Source organism: Paenibacillus sp. EKM206P, from assembly GCF_011066155.1.
Classification (GTDB): domain Bacteria; phylum Bacillota; class Bacilli; order Paenibacillales; family Paenibacillaceae; genus Paenibacillus; species Paenibacillus polymyxa_D.
Map to the genome: position 1 here is coordinate 148,526 of NZ_JAAMNQ010000001.1, position 21,868 is coordinate 170,393.

At 46.4% G+C, this 21,868-nt stretch carries 18 protein-coding genes; 17 read left to right on the forward strand and 1 reads right to left on the reverse strand.

The genetic code is table 11. The features are described 5' to 3' along the window. The first annotated feature begins 11 nt into the window (after positions 1 to 11). From nikC to G9G53_RS00685, 6 genes are all read left to right on the forward strand, one after another. Positions 12 to 923: a nickel transporter permease gene (gene nikC / locus G9G53_RS00660; protein ID WP_029516175.1), complete on the forward strand. Its 912-nt coding sequence runs from the start codon at positions 12 to 14 to the stop codon at positions 921 to 923. Between the two features lie 234 nt (positions 924 to 1,157). Next, complete coding sequence (locus G9G53_RS00665) at positions 1,158 to 2,300, forward strand: hypothetical protein (protein ID WP_165144627.1); 1,143 nt, start codon at positions 1,158 to 1,160, stop codon at positions 2,298 to 2,300. Positions 2,301 to 2,313: 13 nt separating this feature from the next. Next, positions 2,314 to 2,703, forward strand: a complete 390-nt coding sequence (locus G9G53_RS26195) for a hypothetical protein (protein ID WP_185156333.1) — start codon at positions 2,314 to 2,316, stop codon at positions 2,701 to 2,703. 211 nt (positions 2,704 to 2,914) lie between these two features. Continuing rightward, positions 2,915 to 4,330: a deoxyguanosinetriphosphate triphosphohydrolase family protein gene (locus G9G53_RS00675; protein WP_069012216.1), complete on the forward strand. Its 1,416-nt coding sequence runs from the start codon at positions 2,915 to 2,917 to the stop codon at positions 4,328 to 4,330. A gap of 69 nt (positions 4,331 to 4,399) precedes the next feature. Continuing rightward, positions 4,400 to 5,341, forward strand: a complete 942-nt coding sequence (locus G9G53_RS00680; RefSeq protein ID WP_165145386.1) for an MsnO8 family LLM class oxidoreductase — start codon at positions 4,400 to 4,402, stop codon at positions 5,339 to 5,341. A 24-nt stretch (positions 5,342 to 5,365) separates the two neighbouring features. Further along, entirely contained in the window at positions 5,366 to 6,352 is a 987-nt protein-coding gene (locus tag G9G53_RS00685) for a methyltransferase domain-containing protein (RefSeq protein WP_165144630.1), read from the forward strand. A 4-nt stretch (positions 6,353 to 6,356) separates the two neighbouring features. Here G9G53_RS00685 and G9G53_RS00690 read toward each other — a convergent pair whose 3' ends face one another. Continuing rightward, positions 6,357 to 7,313: a D-2-hydroxyacid dehydrogenase gene (locus tag G9G53_RS00690; RefSeq protein ID WP_039269519.1), complete on the reverse strand. Its 957-nt coding sequence runs from the start codon at positions 7,311 to 7,313 to the stop codon at positions 6,357 to 6,359. 225 nt (positions 7,314 to 7,538) lie between these two features. On the opposite strand from G9G53_RS00690, the gene thpR reads away from it, so the two are divergent. The 11 genes from thpR (at position 7,539) to G9G53_RS00745 (ending at position 21,866) form a co-directional block, all read left to right on the forward strand. After that, positions 7,539 to 8,114 (forward strand): RNA 2',3'-cyclic phosphodiesterase, encoded by a 576-nt coding sequence (gene thpR, locus G9G53_RS00695; RefSeq protein WP_165144633.1) that lies wholly within the window; start codon positions 7,539 to 7,541, stop codon positions 8,112 to 8,114. Between the two features lie 101 nt (positions 8,115 to 8,215). Further along, a complete protein-coding gene (locus G9G53_RS00700) occupies positions 8,216 to 9,028 on the forward strand; it encodes a cell wall hydrolase (RefSeq protein WP_029516185.1) in 813 nt (270 codons plus the stop codon). 154 nt (positions 9,029 to 9,182) lie between these two features. Next, positions 9,183 to 9,866 (forward strand): metal-dependent hydrolase, encoded by a 684-nt coding sequence (locus tag G9G53_RS00705; RefSeq protein ID WP_029516186.1) that lies wholly within the window; start codon positions 9,183 to 9,185, stop codon positions 9,864 to 9,866. 463 nt (positions 9,867 to 10,329) lie between these two features. After that, the gene (gene gltB, locus G9G53_RS00710; protein ID WP_165144636.1) at positions 10,330 to 14,928 is read left to right on the forward strand and encodes a glutamate synthase large subunit; all 4,599 of its coding nucleotides are present in this window, start codon (positions 10,330 to 10,332) and stop codon (positions 14,926 to 14,928) included. A gap of 315 nt (positions 14,929 to 15,243) precedes the next feature. Beyond that, the gene (locus G9G53_RS00715; RefSeq protein ID WP_029516188.1) at positions 15,244 to 16,881 is read left to right on the forward strand and encodes a sensor histidine kinase; all 1,638 of its coding nucleotides are present in this window, start codon (positions 15,244 to 15,246) and stop codon (positions 16,879 to 16,881) included. A 116-nt stretch (positions 16,882 to 16,997) separates the two neighbouring features. Beyond that, on the forward strand, positions 16,998 to 17,636 hold the full coding sequence (locus G9G53_RS00720) for a response regulator (protein ID WP_165144639.1): 639 nt from the start codon (positions 16,998 to 17,000) through the stop codon (positions 17,634 to 17,636). 281 nt (positions 17,637 to 17,917) lie between these two features. Beyond that, positions 17,918 to 18,661 carry a YveK family protein gene (locus tag G9G53_RS00725; RefSeq protein ID WP_165144642.1) on the forward strand — a complete coding sequence of 248 codons (744 nt, stop codon included), beginning with the start codon at positions 17,918 to 17,920 and terminating at the stop codon, positions 18,659 to 18,661. Next, positions 18,645 to 19,283 (forward strand): CpsD/CapB family tyrosine-protein kinase, encoded by a 639-nt coding sequence (locus G9G53_RS00730; RefSeq protein WP_013309150.1) that lies wholly within the window; start codon positions 18,645 to 18,647, stop codon positions 19,281 to 19,283. Before G9G53_RS00725 ends, G9G53_RS00730 begins: the two co-directional genes overlap by 17 nt. Positions 19,284 to 19,322: 39 nt before the next feature. Then, positions 19,323 to 20,216 carry a UTP--glucose-1-phosphate uridylyltransferase GalU gene (gene galU / locus G9G53_RS00735; protein ID WP_013309151.1) on the forward strand — a complete coding sequence of 298 codons (894 nt, stop codon included), beginning with the start codon at positions 19,323 to 19,325 and terminating at the stop codon, positions 20,214 to 20,216. 16 nt (positions 20,217 to 20,232) lie between these two features. Beyond that, positions 20,233 to 20,931 (forward strand): sugar transferase, encoded by a 699-nt coding sequence (locus tag G9G53_RS00740; protein ID WP_013309152.1) that lies wholly within the window; start codon positions 20,233 to 20,235, stop codon positions 20,929 to 20,931. Further along, positions 20,931 to 21,866 (forward strand): glycosyltransferase, encoded by a 936-nt coding sequence (locus G9G53_RS00745; RefSeq protein WP_029516193.1) that lies wholly within the window; start codon positions 20,931 to 20,933, stop codon positions 21,864 to 21,866. Before G9G53_RS00740 ends, G9G53_RS00745 begins: the two co-directional genes overlap by 1 nt. The last annotated feature ends 2 nt before the right edge of the window (positions 21,867 to 21,868 follow it).

Sequence of the window (21,868 nt, forward strand, 5' to 3'; positions counted from 1 at the left end):
GAGCTTGTCCGATGTCACAATTTTCAATGGAACCCAACAACATACCGACGACACGCAGTACATTGGCGCATTTGCCTGTTGTGACTGGCCCTTGGAGGGACGCGTGGAGGGCATTCCGTCACAATAAAATGGCGTTCGTCGGCCTGAGCATTATTATCTTCTTTGTCATCATTGCTTTGATCGCGCCGTGGATTGCTCCTTTTGACTATAAAGAGCAAAATTTGGTGAGCCGTTTGCAGCCTCCTTCTGCGGAGCATTGGTTCGGTACGGATGATCTCGGTCGAGATTTACTGACTCGCACGCTGTATGGAGCCAGAATCTCGTTGTGGGTCGGTTTCTTGTCTGTTATTGGTTCAATGATTGTAGGAACCGCCTTAGGTTTAATCGCAGGATTTTACGGAAAATGGGCAGATATGATCATTTCGCGGCTATTCGACATTTTACTGGCATTTCCGGGTATTTTGCTGGCCATTGCTATTGTGGCCATTCTAGGGCCTTCATTGGAAAATGCGCTGTACGCCATTGCCATTGTCAATGTGCCAACGTATGGAAGGTTAGTTCGCTCTAAGGTGCTGAGTGTCAAAACAGAGGAGTATATCACTTCTGCTAGAGCGCTTGGAGCCAATAATACACGAATCATCCTCCGTTATATTTTGCCTAACAGCCTGACACCAATCATCGTACAGGGAACGTTGGGGATCGGAACGGCTATCATTGAAGCAGCAGCGCTTGGATTTCTAGGCTTGGGTGCACAACCTCCTGAGCCAGAGTGGGGTAAAATGTTGTCCGATTCGCGGCAATATATCCAGAACGCGCCGTGGACAGTTATTTTTCCGGGGATATCTATCATGCTGACCGTATTAGGCTTTAATCTGATGGGTGATGGGCTGCGGGATGTATTGGACCCGAGGGCAAAGCGTTAGAGCAAAAGTGGTGAGGGATATAAAGTTGAGTAAAGAGGTGTTCTCTGGCCTGAATCCAATGGCTGGGGAACACCTTTTTTATATTAGATTTTCAAATTCGATTCGAACTGAAAAAGTACAAGTTAAAAATATGTTTACTATTTAATATCTTTCGTATATATTAATATTTGGAAATTATTTTTTCACAAATATTTCCTACAAAACTAGATTGAATTAACAGAGGAGATTATTTCAATGAGCATTTCATTAAGAATAGAACGTAAATCCGGTGGTGAACCAATCGAGTTTGTAAAAGGTGAGATCACTGGCTTTACTTATAAAAATAATAGTTCCCTAAACCTTTCAGCTAAGTCTACAAACTTGGTTCATTCGCTACATATTCTAAGCAAAATTCCGCTTCATTCGCTTCCTTCAGTTATAGACAATGCGGATAATTCCAACATGCTGTACACATGGGCAAACACAGAATATGAACCTGATACTGAGGATTACTATCGAAAATGTAATATCCAAATCGTTAGAAATGAAAACACAATTCGAGATATTACGTTTACACACGCTTACGTACATGAGTATCAAGAACAGATTGATACCAGCAAAGAGATTCTTGAGTTTGAACTTGTTTTAAAACAAAAAGAAGATCAATTGGGAAAAATTCAATATAGTCCTCAGTTAGAACTTAAGGAAACAAGAGAAAAGGAACAGTCTGATGTCTCGGAAAAAGTACTAGAAGATGCATATAGTAAGAATATGTTAGTGTATGCAGGAAGTAATACTTTTCCGTTTGAAAATCCTATGGTAGAACTAGAAAAGACTTGGGTGCGAGGCGTAGAGAAGGTAAAGAATTCTTCAGATACTGTACTACATTATCCTGATCGTAAAGCTTTTACATTAGTAGCTGTTCCTATAGCTCGAAAGAAGTACGGGGACATCACAGCCAATTTACTTCAACATTCACTTGATTACAACCCAGGAAATTTACACTTTAACGAATGGTCATATGAGGCGCAGCAAATTAAAAAATCTAAAGAACACATCGCAATAGTTAATGACGAAGTCAAAAAAGCTAATGCTAATAAAGCTAAAAGTTTTTCGAATAATGAATCTAAGGGATTAGAAAGTGATAAAGATTTATATAATGCTTTTCACAAGATGTATTATAAAATAAATGGAAACTACGTTGACGGGCAATGGAAAATTACTACAATATATTATGATAAATATAATTTTGAGTATAATTTTAAACAAATGTTTACTGGGAACAACAAACTTGGTTGGGCTGCAGCAAACCTAACAAATTTAATGGAATCATGGGGAACATTAAATGAGTATACGTCTTATGTAACAGTAACTGATACAAGAAAAGCTTGGAAGTGAGTGTGAATTGTAGATGAAGCGTAGATATATCTTTATTTTGATCTTGATCTCTCTACTAGTTATAATTACTACTCTAATTTTCCTGGTGAATTCTGGGGATGATACGAAGTATAAATACCCATCAGGCAAAGATACCGTAGAATATTTTGGTGACGGGACTTTTCAAATTTTTAGAGGGGGGCCGGACGACCCTTTAATACTTTATAATCATCTTGCTGATCCAACGGAAAATACTGTTGATAATATTGTGTCATATAAGATAAAAAACAATATCGTATATGTGGTTGGTGAAAATAGCTTCATTAAGCTGGATTCAAGTACCAACACATACAAGCAAAAGAAACGGATTTCCGATTTTACTTCCGAAGATAGAGAAATATTCAATAAATTAATGGAAAAATAGAAGTTATCATAAGCAAAAACAAGTCTCGGGACATAGTTGGGACTTGTTTTTTTATTTCTCATCGTCTGACCACTGGCTTGACTTGATAGGCGATAATGCGCTAGGTGGGATAGTTTGATGCTTACATATATAACTGAAAGTCATGTGAGCTTTCATGAAGCGCGAAAAAAATGTATAATCACTCCAATTGAGTACGTAGGGAGTGGGATTTATGACATGGCAGGACAAGAGAGAGCATCGGCAATTTGCGGAACAGACACGAAGCGACGCTTCACGGGCCGCATATGAACGGGATTACTCCCGTTTGATTCATTCACCGACTTTCCGTCGGTTGCAGGGTAAATCACAGGTATTTGGTGCAGGCACGGGCGATTATTATCGCACACGACTGACGCATTCCTTGGAGGTAGCGCAAATTGCGCGTGAAGCATCCCGAAGCTTGCTGCGCCGCCATCCTGAAGTAGAGCTGGAACAGGCAGATAACGCAGGACTGATCATTGACCCTGAGGTGGTAGAATGTGCTTCCATCGCACATGACTTTGGGCATCCCCCGTTCGGGCACAAGGGAGAAGAAGTACTGGACGGGATTTTGGATCAACTGATTGAAACAAAGGTAGAAAAGATATCCTCTGCCGGAGGCTTCACACTGGAGTCCAAGCGTGGACAGGAGGCCTATGCGCGTGAGCGACGAATTTATGAGCATTTTGAAGGGAATGCGCACAATTTCCGGCTGATTATGTTTTTGGAGAAGCGTGAGAACGTGGATGGTTTGAATTTGTCGGACGCTGTGTTACTGGGGATCAACAAATACCCGTACCCAGGGATTCTGAACAAAAAAGGGTTGTATCTGCATGAGTGGGAATATATACGTTCCATCCGCGAGGATTGGGGTATCCCTGATGGTAAAAAAACGCTGGAAGCCCAGCTTATGGACCTGTGCGACGATATCGCTTATTCTGCGCATGATTTGGAGGATGGGATTAAGGCTGGAAAAATCGAGGTACACGAGCACTTCTTGTATGATCCGTATTTAATTCGTCTGATTACGGAGAAAATCACCACGTTGGAGGATAGCTTCTGGCAAGGCTGGCAACTGGCTCAGATTGAGCAGAAGGTAGCGGCTGTGCTGAGTGAATTTTTGAAGGTGTGGAATGGCAAGATGCCGATGTGTGAACACGATTATTCCCGGACCCGCCGTGAAGTGAAGGCATACTGGGTCAGTCTGTTTGTCAGCAGCTTGGGTGTCATTGATGATGGAAATTGGAAAAAAGTGACCTTTGTACGGGATGGAAACGAAGATTTGGATATGCTGCGCACGGTGAGTGTATTGAAAAGCTTTGCTTGGGTTACGATGATCCGCGATCTGCGCGTACAGCGACTGCAAAAACGGAGTGAGTGGATGCTCAAACGACTTTGGTTGGCTTTTCTGGACCCGGAAACATCCAAATCTATTATTCCAAGCGACTGGCTCCAGCGCTATGAGCGCGACCAAGCCAAGACGAAGCCGATCTGGACATGGGAGCATATGGTCATAGACTATATTGCAGGCATGACCGATGCTTTTGCTGAAAAAATCTATAATGAGTTATACGGCCTGAAGGTGGGTTCCATTTATGATCTGGATTAACCTTTAAATTCCCCCTATATAGTAGAAGAAACTGGTTTATAGCTGATAGTAGGAGGGAGGATTGTGTCTATGCCATCTCGGTCTTTATCTATAAAAAGGTTGAATCTCGGTGTGCTCGATATGGTGCCGTTGCTGCCCGGTAACCGTCCGGAGCAGGCGGTTCAACGAGCTGGCGAACTAGCGAGACAGGCAGAAGCGTGGGGATATACACGTTACTGGACCTCGGAGCACCATGATATGGAGGGGCTGGCTTCCTCCAGCCCGGAAGTGCTGCTGTCTCATATCGGGGCGGTGACGAAGACAATCAAACTGGGTGCGGGTGCTATCTTGCTTCCGCATTATAGTCCAGTCAAGGTCGCGGAATGGTTTCATCTGCTGGCCGCTCTATATCCTGGCAGAGTCGAATTGGGTCTGGGGAGAGCACCTGGTGGGGGACCTCATGCTTCGATGGCACTGAGCGGCAATTTTCTTCAACATGTGACGGAGCTGCCACAGACGATGGAAGCTCTATTGGCTTTGCTGGAAGGTACTTACGAATATGAACAGGTGCCTGTGTTTGCCCGGCCAATGCCTGAACAGCCGCCAGCAGTGTGGATGCTGGGCACAAACCGAAAAAGTGCCGAATATGCCGCCCAGTATTCAACAGGCTATGTATTCGGTCAGTTTATGAGTGAACATCAAACAGAAGAGATGCTCAGCATTTACCGCTCCAGCTTTCAGCCATCCAATCGGATAGACAAGCCACGTACCATGGTTGCTGTAGGCGCAGTATGTGCCTTGACGGATGAGCTGGCGCAGCAATGGGCTGCTCAGATTACATTGGGCGACCCGGCAATTCGGGCCAGCTGGCTGGTGGGAACGCCGTCGGTTATTGCCGAACGGTTACGTGGTTTGCAGATTAAATATGATAACGATGAGTTTCTGTTGGTCACACCGATTCCCGATTATGAGCAGCGGCTTCACTCCTACCGTCTAATAGCGGAGGCCGTAAATTCTAGCCTTGATTCCTAATGAAAAGATGAAAAGAGATCTGACATGAATAAACAGAAAACGAATATCGATGAAATGAAACCAAGCTACGTGTATACCTATGCGTGTCATGAAACAGAGCGTGAGTTATGTCTTTTGGAATTAAAATGTTTGTTCGGTCAGCCGCCCGTGCAGGATTCCATCCTGTTGTCCCATCGACGCCTGGAACCGGGGACCAGCCCGTTTATTCATCTTCGGCTGGATGTAGTGACAGATGCGGGAACACTGGAAGAGCTATGCGAAGCAGCCTCTATGTTACAGCTTGAGGAAGGAAAGACTTTCAAGGTGTTGTGCCTTAAAGAAGGTGACCATGAGGCCGACTATGACGAGCGGCGCGGGATCGAACGCCGGATTGGCGCGCGTATTCATGGGCAGGCGCAAATGAAGACACCGGATATCACCCTTGGTGTTATTCGGATAGGAGAACGGTGGCTACTGGGTAGGTGTCAGTATAGCGACAGATCGTGGCAGGAGCGTCGTCAGAAGCCGCAAAATTATTCTACTGGACTCCCCGTTCTGGTAGCTAGGGCACTTGTGAATTTGGCAGCAACTGATCTAATAGCAACAAAGGGAGAACCAGGCTCATTGAAACTGCTGGACCCGTGTTGTGGTATGGGCAATGTAATGATTGAAGCATTAAGTATGGGAAAGGATATTCGCGGTTGTGATATCAATCCGTTGGCGGTGCGTGGGGCACGAGTGAATATGCGTCATTTTGGATATGAAGAAGATCTAGTGAAACTCGGGGATATGAATAAGCTCGAAGGCACATACGATGCGGCCATATTGGATATGCCCTATAACCTGTGCTCCGTGCTCCCGGCTGATGAACAAAAGAAGATGCTGCGCAGTCTGAGACGCTTGGCCGCGCGGGCGGTGGTCGTGAGCACGGAGCCGATGGAAACATTGTTATCCGAGTCAGGTTGGACCCTTACGGAGCAATGTCGCATACATAAGACAGGTATGAGTCGGGAAATCTGGATCTGTAAGTAGTGTGTTAATACTGAGTTTTATAGTTAACCAAATTCAACGGCAGTTCCTGATCAGCGGCATAGGCATTCAAATTAGTAAGAAAAATATCTACCGCTCGTTCGGCGTATCGGTCCGTATCGCCTGCAATATGCGGTGTGATCAAAACATGGTCCAGACTCCATAGTGGATGTGACGCAGGTAGTGGTTCTTCCTCGAATACATCCAGTCCGGCAAAGGCAATATGCTTTTGCTCCAAAGAGCGTACAAGCGCATCCGTATGAACGGTTCCACCGCGACCTACATTAATGAAGAAGGCTCCCTTACGCATAGCTGCAAATGCTTTTTCGTCAAAGAAGTGATGAGTCTCCTCGGTGAATGGCAATATATTTACCACGATATCCGCTGCTCCCAATGCATCGTGTAGTTGTTCGTTAGTATACATATGCTCTACATGCGGAGCTTCCTTGCCAGAACGGCGGACTCCGATTACCCGCATGCCAAAGGATTCTGCAATCCGCGCTGTTTCACGGCCAATTTCGCCAACGCCTGTAATCAACAGCGTTTTGCCACGTAATTCCGTCAGTTGGCCTTTCGGTGGTTGCCATGTTTTCTGACGCTGCAAGAGAGCTGCTTGCTGTAAATAACGTGTATGCGATAGCAGCATTCCAAAGATCTGCTCTGTAATTGGAATGGCATGCACACCACTCGTATTCGTGAGTAAAATGTTACGCTTCTCCAATTCGGTAAGCGGTAGCTTATCAATCCCAGCCGACCAGGTTTGTATCCACTTCAGCTTGCTGTCTGGATGTAATGCATCTTCGGCAATATGCTTGGACCAGCCCAGAATAATCTCGGCCTCCCGGATTTGTTTAGATTCTAATTCCTGAGCTTTGCCAATAATCAACTCGTAGCCCGAAGCCGCTGCACGAACTTGTTTTTTTTGCTCTTCCGTCAGTTGATGTAAGCTTAAAATGTTTCCCATAGTTCACAGCCTCCTCGATTTTTGATTCCTTGGAGTTTCCAATATATTCTGGCGAACCATCTTTTCAAGAATAACAGATTGCTGAAAAAATTGCATAAGAAGGATAAAAACGAGCTCGCGGTGTCACTATATATAACAACAAATGGCTTTACCCTGATTAGGGACAATCCAAACAGCTGCTTTTGAAATATCCACAAATATCTATAGCAAAGGAGGTAAAGGTTGATGAAAGATGAATCGCAAAGACTTTTTACAGCTATTGCTCTCCCAAATGAGCACAAGAAGAACTTACATCATTGGGTGGAGCAGGATTTGAGTGATCTTTCTTTTCGCAAATGGGTTGATTTCAGAGATTACCACGTGACGCTTCAGTTTTTGGGTGATGTGGAGACGTCGGGTATCCCGAAACTTGAGCAGGTTTTAGTTCAAGCGGCAGCTGAGCATCACCCGTTCACACTTGGCATTGGAGAAGCAGGTTTTTTTGGCCGTGAAGAATTTCCACGTGTACTCTGGAAAGGAGTGACTGAACAGCGAGAGTCGCTAGAGCAGCTATATCAGTCTATACTTCGTGCTACCAAACCGCTTGGTTTTAAACCTGAGGACAGACCCTATCGGCCTCATATCACCGTAGCACGTTCGTACACAGGGGGACAGCCCGTTCCAGCTTCTGTGTGGCAGCCAAATGACCGAAGCGGTGGGCCTTGGGAAGTGGGAGAATTTGTTTTATATGCAACACGATTGGGTCAAAAACCAATGTACCAAATAATTCAAACATTCCCATTAATGAGGCGAAACCCTTGATCTATCAGCGAATTTAGTGATATAGTGTTTCAGCGTTATTCAAAAAGCGCATTTTGGGTTACATATCTGAGGAATGTGCTTAAGTTAACGGGAGGAACATTATGGAAATTATTAAAGAACATCGTTGGTTTGCACCTCTTTTGAGTGTGCTGCTTGTTTGTATATTGGGGATAGGCCTCTACGCTGAGGTTCAGCAAACACAGAATAATCATAAAAATGCATCCATGCATTCTCTGAGCTGGTCAGGGAACTCTGCAGCTCCTACATATGGCGACAGGATGGGGACCCATAAAGGGTCTAACAGGACAAGCCCCATCTTTGTTGCTGCTCATGGGCAGCCAAGCTGGAAAGAAATCATGCCGACTCCGTTACCCGCTTCCCAGATGAAGCAGGCGGAACAAGCTCGGAATAACGTTGCTACAGGCAAGAAAAAGCCTGAGGTCCAGCATAGCAAGTCCGCAATCCTAACCCCTCCTACAACCATCTACTTTACGAAGACAAAAATGCTCACGCAGGATGACAAGGCGTTGTCTACCTGGAGCTATACTGTCTCCGCTAAAGAACTGCTCCTGCTGCAAAAAATAGTGATGGCAGAAGCAGAAGGCGAACCGTACGAAGGCAAAGTGGCAGTTGCCAACGTTGTCTTAAACCGGCTGCGGTCAGCCCCATTTCCCGATACGATTCAGGCAGTGATTTATCAAAAAGCGCAATTTAGTCCGGTCGCGAACGGGCGTCTTCGTCGTGTTCAGCCCAACCAGGACAGCATCCGTGCGGTTACTGCTGCTTTGAACGGCCATAAAGCCGTGCCTGATAACACCTGTTTTTTCCTGTCGCTTACGTTGGCTCAGGACCTTACGGTTCATCATTCCCGTACCAAGGTGAAAACGATCGGTCATCATACCTTTTATAAATAAAGGCACCCTCTACAAATAACAGCCCTTTCTAAACAATAGGGTTCAGCTTTGTGAACGGATTTTGTGGTACAGGTGAAGCCAGTATGCAAAAGAGGTATAATAGGTAAAGGAAAGTAACCCAAATAATGAAAGTGACAAAGGAGGCGTAGATGATATGAAAATCACATATTATGGACATTCAGTTGTACTGGTAGAGGCAGAGGGGAAACGGATTATTATTGATCCTTTTTTGACGGGAAATCCTAAAGCAACCGTACAGGCCGAGGATATTCAGGTGGATGCCGTGTTGTTGACACACGGTCATGCCGATCATTTTGGAGATGCTGTTGAAATTGCCAAGCGCAATGATTGTCCAGTAATCGCGGTCGCGGAACTGGCCGAATATTGTTCATCCTTGGGGGCCAAAGCTCACGGTATGAATCTGGGTGGAGGTCACCACTTTGACGGCTTCCATGTGAAATTCACGCTTGCATTCCACAGCTCATCTTTGACGGTGGACGGACAAACCATTTACATGGGAGAGCCAGCGGGAATTTTATTGACCATGGGAGGCCAAACCTTTTTCCATGCAGGGGATACCGGCCTGTTTGGCGACATGCGTCTCATTGGGGAAACTAACTCCATCGATGCTGCGGTATTGCCGATCGGAGATGGTTATACGATGGGACCGGAGGATGCACTGCTGGCAGCAAAATGGCTGCGTGCAAGCCGCGTAATACCAGTGCATTACAATACGTTCCCGGGTATTGAGCAGGACGGAGACGGCTTCTGTGATCGTCTGCACAAAGAAGGCATTGAAGGGAAAGCGTTGAAGCCCGGTGAAAGTCTCGAATTTTAATACGGATATCTGATTTACGGGAATACACTTGATGGTCTATAAACTCATCAAAGCTCCTTTGTCAGCCTTTTCTGTTCCTTAGAGGAATAGGAAAGGCTGTTTTTTAAAAGTGAATATTTATACATAAAAATGAGATATTTTTGCATTGATACGTTGAAGCTGTAATGTAAAAGATTTATTATCACAATCATAAAAACTTTGAATTGCTAACATGATAGGTCAATGATAAAATGATAGAACTAATTAGATTCATCAGTGGAATCGACGTATTTTTCAAGTCAAGCCATTGCATAATTATTGAAAAACATACGCATTCGGCGGACCGTACCGCCTTGAATACGTCACATGTTTTGTCCCCCATTCCTCGTAGTTGTTCTTTGAGTTACCTCTTGTCGCCACTGTCTTCTATTCGGCCGCCTGTATTTCAGGCCAGCATGACTTTATAACAGAAAGGTTGCGTTCCATGAGACAGACAGGTTTACCACCCAAACAGGGACTATATGATCCCCAATTCGAAAAAGACGCCTGCGGCATGGGCTTTGTTGCCCACATCAAGGGAAAACCATCGCACGATATTGTAAGTCAGGCTTTGACCATGCTCGTGAATATGGAGCATCGGGGCGGTCAGGGAAGTGAACCAAACTCCGGTGACGGAGCAGGGATTATGATTCAGGTCCCTCATCTGTTTTTTCAAGAGGAAGCGGAGCGATTGGGCTTTAAATTGCCAAAGGCCGGACATTATGGCGTGGGTATGCTTTTTGTATCCAATGATCCAAAAGTTCGTGAAGTGCATGAGCAGAAGCTAAGAGATATCATCGTGGACGAAGGTCAAAATTGTTTGGGTTTTCGCGATGTTCCAACTTATGATGAAATGCTGGGTAAATCGGCAAAAGCAGCTAAACCGGGCGTGCGTCAGGTATTCATCGGTCGTAGTAGCGATCTGAAGGAAGAACTGGACTTCGAACGGAAACTGTATGTCATTCGCAAACGTGCAGAGCTTGCTATTCGCTATAACCAAGAGGATGAGAACGGTGAGTCGTTCTATATTCCAAGTTTGTCATGTCGCAAGGTTGTATACAAAGGAATGCTCACAACCGAGCAGGTAGGCAAATTTTATCTGGATTTGCAGGATGAGCGGGTGACATCGGCGATCGCGCTGGTCCATTCCCGTTTTAGCACGAATACGTTCCCAAGCTGGGACCGTGCGCATCCTTATCGTTTTATGATTCACAACGGCGAAATTAATACGATGCGCGGCAACGTGAACTGGATGCATGCTCGCCAGGCGCAGTTTGAAAGCGAAGCGTTTGGCGGAGATATCAAGAAGGTAAAACCAGTCATTAACCCAGATGGCTCAGATACAGCCATGTTCGATAATACACTGGAGTTCCTGTATCTGAGCGGACGTTCTCTTCCTCATGTAGCCATGATGATGGTGCCGGAACCTTGGAACAAGCATGAAACCATGGACCCGAAGAAACGAGCATTTTATGAATATCACAGCACCATGATGGAACCGTGGGACGGACCGGCTGCGATGGCGTTTACAGACGGTATCCAAATCGGAGCCATTCTCGACCGCAACGGTCTGCGTCCTGCACGTTATTATGTGACCAAGGACGATCTGATCGCACTGTCTTCAGAGGCGGGTGTATTGGATATTGCTCCTGAAAATGTGCTCTATAAGGATCGTCTCCGTCCGGGTCGTATGCTGTTGGTTGATACCCAAGAAGGTCGTATCGTTTCTGACGAAGAGTTAAAGGAACGTATTGCTTCCGAGGAACCTTATCAGCAATGGCTGGATGAGCACTTGGTTGATCTGGATGAGCTGCCGGAAGCACTAGAACAACCGGAGCCTAAACATGAAAATGTAAACCAGCTTCAGCTCGCTTTTGGATATACGTTTGAAGAACTGCGCAAAATTCTGGAGCCGATGGCACTTACAGGTGCAGAACCGATTGGTTCAATGGGGTACGATGCACCATTGGCGGTGCTGTCTGACCGTCCGCAACGTTTGTATAATTACTTTAAACAAATGTTTGCCCAAGTCACGAACCCGCCGATTGACGCCATTCGTGAAGAGATTGTAACGTCAACCGCAACTACGATTGGGCCAGAACGCAATTTGCTGCATCCAGAACCGGAAAGCTGTCGCCAGATTCGTTTGGATTCGCCGGTGTTGTCGAATGAGGAGTTTGCCAAAATTCGCCACGTACACCGTCCTGGCTTCAAATCAATGACCATTCCGATCTTCTTTGAAGCGAAGGAAGGTGCTGAGGGCTTACGCAAGGCGCTGGAAGGATTGTTTGAGGCGGCTGACCGTGTCATTGACAAAGGTCATAACATCCTGATTTTGTCCGACCGTGGAGTGGATGCGGAAAATGCGGCCATTCCGGCGTTGCTAGCTGTTTCCAGCCTGCATCACCATCTGATTAAGCAGGGTACACGCACACGTGTGAGCATTTTGCTGGAGTCTGGGGAGCCAAGGGATATTCACCATTATGCGGTGCTGCTTGGCTACGGTGTGAGCGCGGTTAATCCGTATCTGGCTTTTGAAACGCTGGATGTCATGATTCAGCAGGGCTTGTTGCGCGGCATCTCGCACGAAAAGGCAGTTAAAAATTATATTAAAGCGGCAACGAAGGGTGTCGTTAAAATATTGTCCAAAATGGGTATTTCCACGATTCAGTCGTACCGTGGAGCACAAATTTTTGAGGCTGTAGGTCTGAAGCAGGATTTTGTTGACCGTTATTTCACCTGGACACCTTCCCGCATTGGCGGTATTGGTCTGGAGGAAGTGACTACGGAAGCGCTGGTTCATCATAACCGTGCTTTCACTGACAAGGACGGCAACGACAAAGTGCTGGATTCGGGCGGCGACTATCAATGGCGTAACGATGGGGAGGAGCATTTGTTTAACCCGCAAACGGTGCATTTGCTCCAGCAGTCGGTTCGCTCGGGAGACTACAAGCTATACAAAAAGTACGCCAAGCTGGTGCAGGGCGAAACGGAACAGCATTTAACGATCCGCTCCATGCTTCAGTTGAAGCCTACGGGTGAGCCTGTGCCGCTGGAAGAAGTGGAATCCGCTGCATCCATTATGCGTCGCTTCAAGACAGGAGCCATGTCCTTTGGCTCTATCAGTCAGGAAGCGCATGAAGATATGGCGATTGCGATGAATCGGATCGGGGGCAAGAGCAATACGGGTGAAGGTGGGGAAAACCCTGCACGTTTCATACCGGATGCCAATGGCGATTCTCGTCGCAGTTCGATCAAGCAGGTAGCGTCGGGCCGATTCGGTGTAACATCGAATTACTTGGTGAACGCCGATGAAATTCAGATCAAAATGGCGCAAGGCGCGAAGCCGGGCGAAGGTGGACAACTGCCAGGACGTAAGGTATACCCTTGGGTCGCTGAGGTACGTGGTTCTACGCCAGGAGTAGGTTTGATTTCGCCACCACCGCATCACGATATTTATTCTATCGAGGATTTGGCAGAGCTCATCTATGATCTCAAAAACGCCAACCCGCGTGCTGACATTAACGTGAAACTGGTGTCAGAAGTAGGCGTAGGCACGATTGCTACAGGGGTAGCAAAAGGCCGTGCTGACATTATTCTGGTCAGCGGTTACGACGGTGGTACAGGCGCTTCCCCGCAAGGCTCCATCCGTCATGCGGGTATGCCATGGGAGCTGGGTCTGGCGGAGACGCATCAGACGCTGATGCTGAATAATCTGCGCGACCGCGTGGTATTGGAGACAGACGGCAAGATGCTGTCTGGCCGCGATTTGGTAGTAGCTGCTCTGTTGGGCGCGGAAGAATACGGCTTCTCTACAGCGCCGCTCGTGGCGTTGGGCTGTATTATGATGCGGGTATGCCAAATGGATACATGTCCGGTTGGTGTGGCTACGCAGAATCCGGAGCTACGCAAAAATTATATGGGCGATCCTGCCCATGTGGTGAATTTTATGCGTTTCATCGCAGAAGATGTCCGTGAAATTATGGCGGAATTGGGCTTCCGTACAATTCAGGAAATGATTGGACGTACGGATTGTCTGGATACCGTGAACGCCGATTCGCACTGGAAGAAGAAGGGCGTAGACCTGAGCTTGCTGTTGCATGTTCCTGAGTTGGAAGAAGGTAGTGTACGTTACCGCGTACAACGCCAAAATCACGGTCTGGAAGAAACACTCGACATGCAGCAGCTCGTACCGATGGCTGCGGAAGCGCTGGAGAACGGAACGCCTGTTGAGGGCACCTTACCTATTACAAACGTGAATCGGGCGGTAGGAACGATTCTGGGCAGCGAGGTCACCCGTAAGTATGGAGCGGCGGGTTTGCCTGAGGATACGATTCGCTTTAACTTTATTGGATCGGCAGGTCAGAGCTTCGGGGCATTTATTCCGAAAGGCATCACGTTGAGCGTGGAAGGCGATAGCAATGACTATGTCGGTAAAGGGCTATCTGGCGGTAAGGTTATTGTGAAAAAGTCTCACAAAGCGACCTTTAAGGCAGAAGAGAACATTATTATCGGAAATACAGCCTTGTATGGAGCCACCAGCGGTGAAGCTTACATTAGCGGAATCGCAGGCGAGCGCTTTGCCGTTCGGAACTCCGGCGCACGTATTGTAGTTGAGGGCGTTGGGGATCATGGTTGCGAATATATGACGGGCGGACGTGTAGCTGTATTGGGTGGAACCGGACGGAATTTTGGAGCCGGAATGTCCGGAGGTATTGCATATGTCTATGACCCTGAGGGGACGTTCCTGAGCCGTTGTAATCTGGAAATGGTGTTGCTGGAAGGTGTGGAAGATCCTGCAGAAGCAGCGGATTTGCGCGGCTTGATTCAACGCCATGTCACTTACACGGGTAGTGAAGCGGGACAACGTATTTTGGATGATTGGCAGACTGCGATTCAGCAGTTTGTACGAGTGATTCCAAAGGATTACAAGCGTATGGTTGAACAGATCCAAAAAGAAGAGGCAACTGGTTTGAGCGGAGATGAAGCTCTGTTGGCAGCATTTGAAGCCAATATGCGTGAATTAGCGCGTGCTGGGGGCTAAAATGTAGACTACCAGATTCACTAAAAAAGGACTCGCTGAATACCGCTGTTATAATTACAGTGGTACCAGCAAGTCTTTTTTAGGTTACTGAATTGTGATTTATTCCCTTGACAAACGTCATAAATTCTGACATTACCCCCAAAATGTTTTCCTGAAACGGTAAATATGTTATAAAAAGTACCAAATTTTTTGGAATGTAACCGTTTACGTAAGAGTTTATGTCTTGTTATTTATTTTTGGATTGGTTATGATTTTTTAGAGTACACAAACCTAATATGCCCATCGTCCCTTCAAAACACAGAATAGGGTGACAGGATGAAGTTGAGGAAGTCAGCAGAAGACAAAATGATTTTTCTATACCGTTATGTATCACTATCTTTAACGTCACTTGTTTTTCTGTTCGAATCATCTAGATTAATCGTGTGGCAGAAGCTGTTACTGATTGGTTTTCTATTTTTATCCGTTACAGCATTTACTTGGATTTACCGTAAATACAGACTTCATGATATGGTATTGAAATGTAGCATTGCACTAGAAACAGCAGGGATCATTTTGTTGTTATTCCCGACCGGAGGGATAAATAGCCCGTTCAAATGGTATGTGATTACTCCCATGCTGGTAGCTTGTGCTCATCTATCTATGAGGTACAGCTGGACGCTCCTACTTTCTTATATCGGTTTGGTGCTTACATTTTGTTATATCTTTTTTACACCAGGTCAATATTTTTTGTGGGATCTTATATTGCAGAACATTAATTTGTTTCTGGTATTGATCGTAACCACGATGGCAATGCAGGTTATCGGCGTCATGAAGGACGAACTGAAGGTGGCTAAAGAACAAGCCAATGAGACGATGGATCATATCAAGTCAATTTACCACATCATGGAGACGACCAGCCATAATGAGGCATTAAATCTGGGTCAGGTCATCTCGGATTACACTGTCAAGCTTACCAAGCAGAGCCGTGCATTTTTCTGGCTGGATAGTCAGGAGGAGGATGCACCGGCAAGCAGCCAGACAGGCTGGACGGTGGAGGAGGAAGAGCAGCTATTCGAGGAACTGGAGAATTACCGGGAGGAGTTCAGGGAAGAACGCGAACCATTTTTCAGACATCTGCCAGAATGGGGCGACTTTCTCATGATCACCGTACCGATGACGACCCGCTTTGTAGCGACGATTGGCCTCAAGCTGGGACCGGATCAAAGTCTGACAGGAAGACGCTGGCTCGTGCAACAACTGATATTCTTGGCTGAGCTGAGTGCTGTGTTTTTGGAGCGCTATGAGCTGGAGCGTATTGAGAATCAATTGATTGTGACGAATGAGCAGAACCGGATTGCAAATGAAATGCATGACAATGTTTCTCAGAGCCTTTTTGGTATTGTGTACGCAACGCATTCTCTCCGGCAAACCTGGTGTCATCAGCCAAAGGAGCAGGTGGAGGAGCAAATTGATCTAATTCAGCAATCTGCCAACCAAGCGGTTAGAGAGCTGAAAGGAGCGATTCATAGTCTAAGCTCGAAAAAAAGCGGAGGCTCAACTTGGTTAGGGACGGTGAAAAGTCATCTGCATACACTATCCAAGCTGAATCATGTACAAATTGATTTTGACATTCATGGTGATCATTATTCACTTCCGTATTTGTACCAAAAGGCTTTGTTCCGCATCATTTCCGAAGCGGCGGGGAACGCAATCCGTCATGGATTGGCCAAGCGAATTGATGTGAAGTTAAAATTGACGCCCCAAGTGATTAGACTGTCTATTCATGACGACGGAGTAGGGTTTGAGACGGCGAGAATGGTAGCAGGAGGTGAGGCGGTCAGTGCAGGCGGGGGCCTGGGCATGATGAATATGGAATATTTAGCTCAATCGATGGGAGGCGAATTTGATATTTCAAGTCGAATCGGAGAAGGAACACAGATCCGATTGTCCATTCCGGTAAATGCTTATGAATGAGGATTTTGCAAAATTCTCGAATAAAATGTGTGAACATTCTGCAATACAAAATCTGCGGTAACAATCGGATACATAGGGATTATGCAAATCCTGAACTGTAGACAGGAGGCCGAATCATGAAAATTGTCATTGTCGATGATCATCCTTTAGTACGGAAAGGACTTGCTGCGGTTATATCCATGCAGCCCAATGTTCAGTTTGCGGGAGAGGCCCAGAATCAACAGGAAGCACTTGTGGTGATTGAGGAAACGGATCCGGATCTGGTGCTGCTGGATTTGAAACTAGCTGATGAATCAGGGCTGGATATTATCAAGATAGCGCGCGGACGTGGTTTCAGAAGTAAATTTATTTTGCTGACCTCTTCCGCAACACGTGAAGATTTTCTGAAAGCAGAGGAAGCTTCCGTGGACGGTTATGTGCTTAAGGAAGCGTTGCCTGAGGAACTAATTTACGCGATTCATCTTGTCAACAAAGGACGCAAATATTATGATCCGGCTATTCTCGAAAACAAGCTGCGTGAAGATGCGGGCAATCTGACGGACGACCTGACGCCAAAGGAAAAGGAAGTGCTGGTCGAGTTGGGACAAGGAGCTTGCAATCGTGAAATTGCATCCCGATTATTTATCAGTGAGTTTACAGTCAAAAAGCATGTCAGTCAGATCCTGGCCAAGCTGCGGCTGGCGGATCGCACGCAGGCAGCGTTGTATGCCAATGCTATTGGTCTGGCGAAGTACGAGCCAACAAACATTGTATGATGCGCTGACTCTATAAGTTGCATTGCACTTTCATATGCGAGTGGAATGAAAAGCCTCAAAATCACCAATTTTTGTGATTTTGAGGCTTTTTTCGATTTCTTTTTCCATAATCAACAATGTATGGTACAAAAGTATACCATGCCGTATCCGAAAGTATACATTTCCCTCCCCCTGTAGTGAGGGAGAAAGTGCCATTCGGTTCCATGTCGTTCACAGAGCCAATTGTTACAATAAAGTCATACTTAAATATGAAGAGAAATTGTATAGGAGGGAGGATTTTTGTGGAGAAAACCATTTTGGATTATCTAGTCCTGATTAAAAGAAGATTGTGGCTGATTGCGATTTTTGTCATTCTCTCATGTGTAACAACATACTTTGTGAGCGACAATGTCGTGAAGCCAGTCTACTCCGCTTCAAGCCAACTGCTGGTTAATCATATTTCCGCCAAGCAGGGGAGCAACAATCTGAACGACGTCAACACAAGTCTTAATTTGGTGGAAAGCTACAAGCAAATTCTCACTTCACCTAAAATTATGGACGCTGTTGTAGCGACTCATCCCGAATTCGGTTTGACACAGCAGAAGTTGGCAGAAAAGCTGCAGATTAAATCCTCGGATAAAAGTCAGGTTATCGGTTTGACGTTTGAGGCAGGGAGCTATCCACAGGCCGCAGCGGTTGTAAACGCGGTTACCCAGAAATTCGTACAGACGGTTCCGGGATTGATGGAATTGAATAATGTGAAAATTTTAAATGAAGCGGATCCTCAGGCCAATCCTGACCCGATTAATGGGAACCCGCTCATGAATATTGCGATTAGTTTTCTCGTATCGCTGATGATTGCATTGGGCACGATTGTGTTCCTGGAAAGCATTAACGGTACGCTGCGCTCGGAGAAAGAAGCGGACGCGGACATCGGTATTCCGGTAATTGCATCGATTCCAGTCATTCGCAAGAAGGACGTCGATGGAGCAGCCGGAAATTCCAAAGAACGGGTAGGGGAGCGTAAATATGCTGCGATTGAATGACATGTTGATTACAGAAAGTAATCCATCATCGTATATCTCGGAATCATTTCGATCCCTCCGTACATACATCCGGCAGCAGGTGATTGGGCAAAAGGACCGTGGGACGGTTCTATTGTTAACCTCGCCGGAAAGCGGAGCGGGTAAAACAACACTGCTCGCCAACATCGGAGTTTCCTTTGCACAAGAAGGCAAGAAGGTAGCTCTGGTGGATTGTAATCTGCATAAACCAGCGCTGCATGAGATATTCGGAATGGAGAATACCGGAGGTCTATCGGCTTATTTGCGCGGTGGGGCTTCTTCCAAGTCTATCGTTAGGCATGGTGGCCTGGAGCTATCGGTTGTTCCCGGTGGAGACACCCTGTACAACGCAGCAGATCTGCTCGGTAGCGAACGTATGGCTGAGCTACTCGAAGAGCTCAAACGTGAATATGACATCATTTTACTCGATTCGGCTCCGGCGCTGAATTATACGGATGCTCGTCTGATTGCAGGCTTAACGGATGGTGTGATTCTCGTTGCTAGACATGGTCGTACCAAACGGGAAGATCTACGCAAAACAAAGCAACTCATGGAGCAGGCCAGTGCGACGCTGGTTGGAATTGTGATGAATCAGGTGAAGTAAGCAACACCAAAATTCGATGAAGCAAGGAGAATGAGTGCGATGACGAAAAGAGTGAAAAAGGCCATTATTCCAGCAGCAGGGTTAGGTACGCGCTTCCTCCCTGCCACAAAAGCGATGCCTAAGGAAATGCTTCCAATTATCAATAAGCCTACGATTCAATATATCGTGGAAGAAGCGATTGCTTCTGGTATTGAGGACATTATTATCGTTACGGGTAAAGGCAAACGTGCCATTGAGGACCACTTTGACAACGCATTTGAGCTGGAATCAAAACTGCTCGAGGACGGTAAGCTGAAGCTTCTGGAGGAAGTACAGCGTTCTTCGGGAGTGGAAATTCACTACATTCGCCAAAAAGAACCCAAAGGTCTTGGACATGCGGTATGGTGCGCAAGACGCTTTATCGGGGACGAGCCATTTGGTGTGCTGCTGGGTGATGATATCGTAACAGGTCAGAAGCCTTGCCTGCGCCAGCTGATGGATCAGTATGAGGAAACTCAAAATTCGGTTATCGGTGTGCAGCGGGTACCGCAGGAATTTACGAACCGGTATGGCATCATTGAACCGGATCAGCAGGACGGACGCTTGTACCGAGTGAATAATTTTATAGAAAAACCGGCTCCAGGCACAGCGCCATCCGATTTGGCTATTATGGGTCGCTACGTGTTCTCGCCGAAAATTTTCAAATATCTTGATCTTCAGGAAAAAGGAGCTGGCGGCGAAATTCAGTTGACGGATGCGATCCAAAAGCTGAATCAGAGTGAGCGTGTGTACGCCTATGATTTTGAAGGCACACGTTATGACGTAGGTGAGCGTCTTGGATATATTTTAACCACACTTGAATTTGCACTTGCCAGCGATGATTTGAAGTATCCGGTTATGGAGGCCATGAATGAATGGTTGAAAAAGACCGAGAAAGCAACCACGGCAGGTTGAGAGGGGGTACGTCAGCATGAGCATGGAAAATTTACCGGAGGACGGCGAGGCTGTCATGTCAGGTAAAGCGTTTTACATGCCATACGGAAATACACAAATTCAGGATAAAACGTCCTACCTGGTCACAAAACGCCTCCTTGATATGCTGCTGTCGTTCGTGGGCTTGATCGTCTTGCTTCCGCTTTTTGTAGTGGTAGGCGTTCTGATTAAGCTCGAAGACCCAAAGGGAAGCGTGTTTTTCAAGCAAACTCGGGTGGGCAAGAATGAGAAGTTATTCGATATGTATAAATTCCGTTCAATGGTGTCCAATGCTGAGGAACTGAAAAAGGACTTGATGGAGCTGAATGAAGTGAGCGGCGCCATGTTCAAAATTAAAAACGATCCTCGGATCACGAAAATTGGCAGTTTTCTGCGTAAGACGAGTATTGATGAGATTCCGCAGCTGTGGAACGTGTTGGTCGGCGACATGACTTTAGTCGGTCCGCGTCCGCCGTTGCCAAGCGAGGTCGAGCAATATTCCGATTATGATAAGCAACGCCTGATTGTAACACCGGGATGTACGGGTTACTGGCAGGTGAGCGCACGTAACAGTGTAGGCTTCGAAGAAATGGTGCAAATGGATTTGAAGTATATTCATGTTCGCAATACGTGGCTCGATTTGAAAATCATCATGAAAACAGGCGTTAAAATGCTGTTCTCCAAGGATGCTTACTGATGGATGCATTCAAGCGATGTCCCGCAGTGTCCGTCGTTATTTGCACCTATAACCGGGCGGATCTGCTGGAAAAAACGTTAATGTCCCTGCTGGAGCTGGAAGACCTTGCACTGGCTGAGATCATTGTGGTCGATAACCGATCCACTGATCATACAGCAGCGACGATCAAAAGGTTCACCGTCGCCCATGGTCAGAATATCCATCTCCGATATCATTATGAGCGCGAACAAGGACTGTCTGCTGCTCGTAATGCAGGCATTACGTTATCAAGAGCGGAAGTCATTGCTTTTCTCGATGATGATGCAATTCCGTGTGTTACATGGTTGCAAACGATTATGTCAGCATTCGGGAACAATCCTGAGCTGACGGCTATGGGTGGGAAAATTGACCCTATGTTTGAGACGGAACGACCGGGTTGGCTGACAGGCCCGCTTGAACTGCCTTACACGATTATTGATCTGGGCAAAGCCATTCGTGAATATCCGTCGGGACTGAATCCATTTGGAGCGAATATGGCGATGCGTAAAACGGCTTTTGCCGCTGTTATGTTCCCGCTTCATCTAGGCAGAAAGGGAGATATCCTTCTATCTGGTGAAGAATCGTGGGTATTCGAGCAAATCCGTAAAAATGGTGGAACGATTATGTATCATCCACACATGTCTGTGGAACATTTTGTGCCGGCTTCACGGTTAACAAAAGAATGGATCATGAACCGCTACTATTGTCAGGGCATGTCTAACGCTGCTCAGGCCGTAGGTCTGCGCGGCAACGCGATGCTGATGGCGAAGACGGCAGCCAAAGTGTTATACATCACTTTGGATTCCCTGCTGGCGCGTAGTGAGGGCAGGAAGCTGTTGAACCGGTGCAGGCTTGAAAGTATCCGTGGGACGCTGGATACACTGCGCAACCGGAAAAGCGAGTCAGCTGCGGGGTGAAA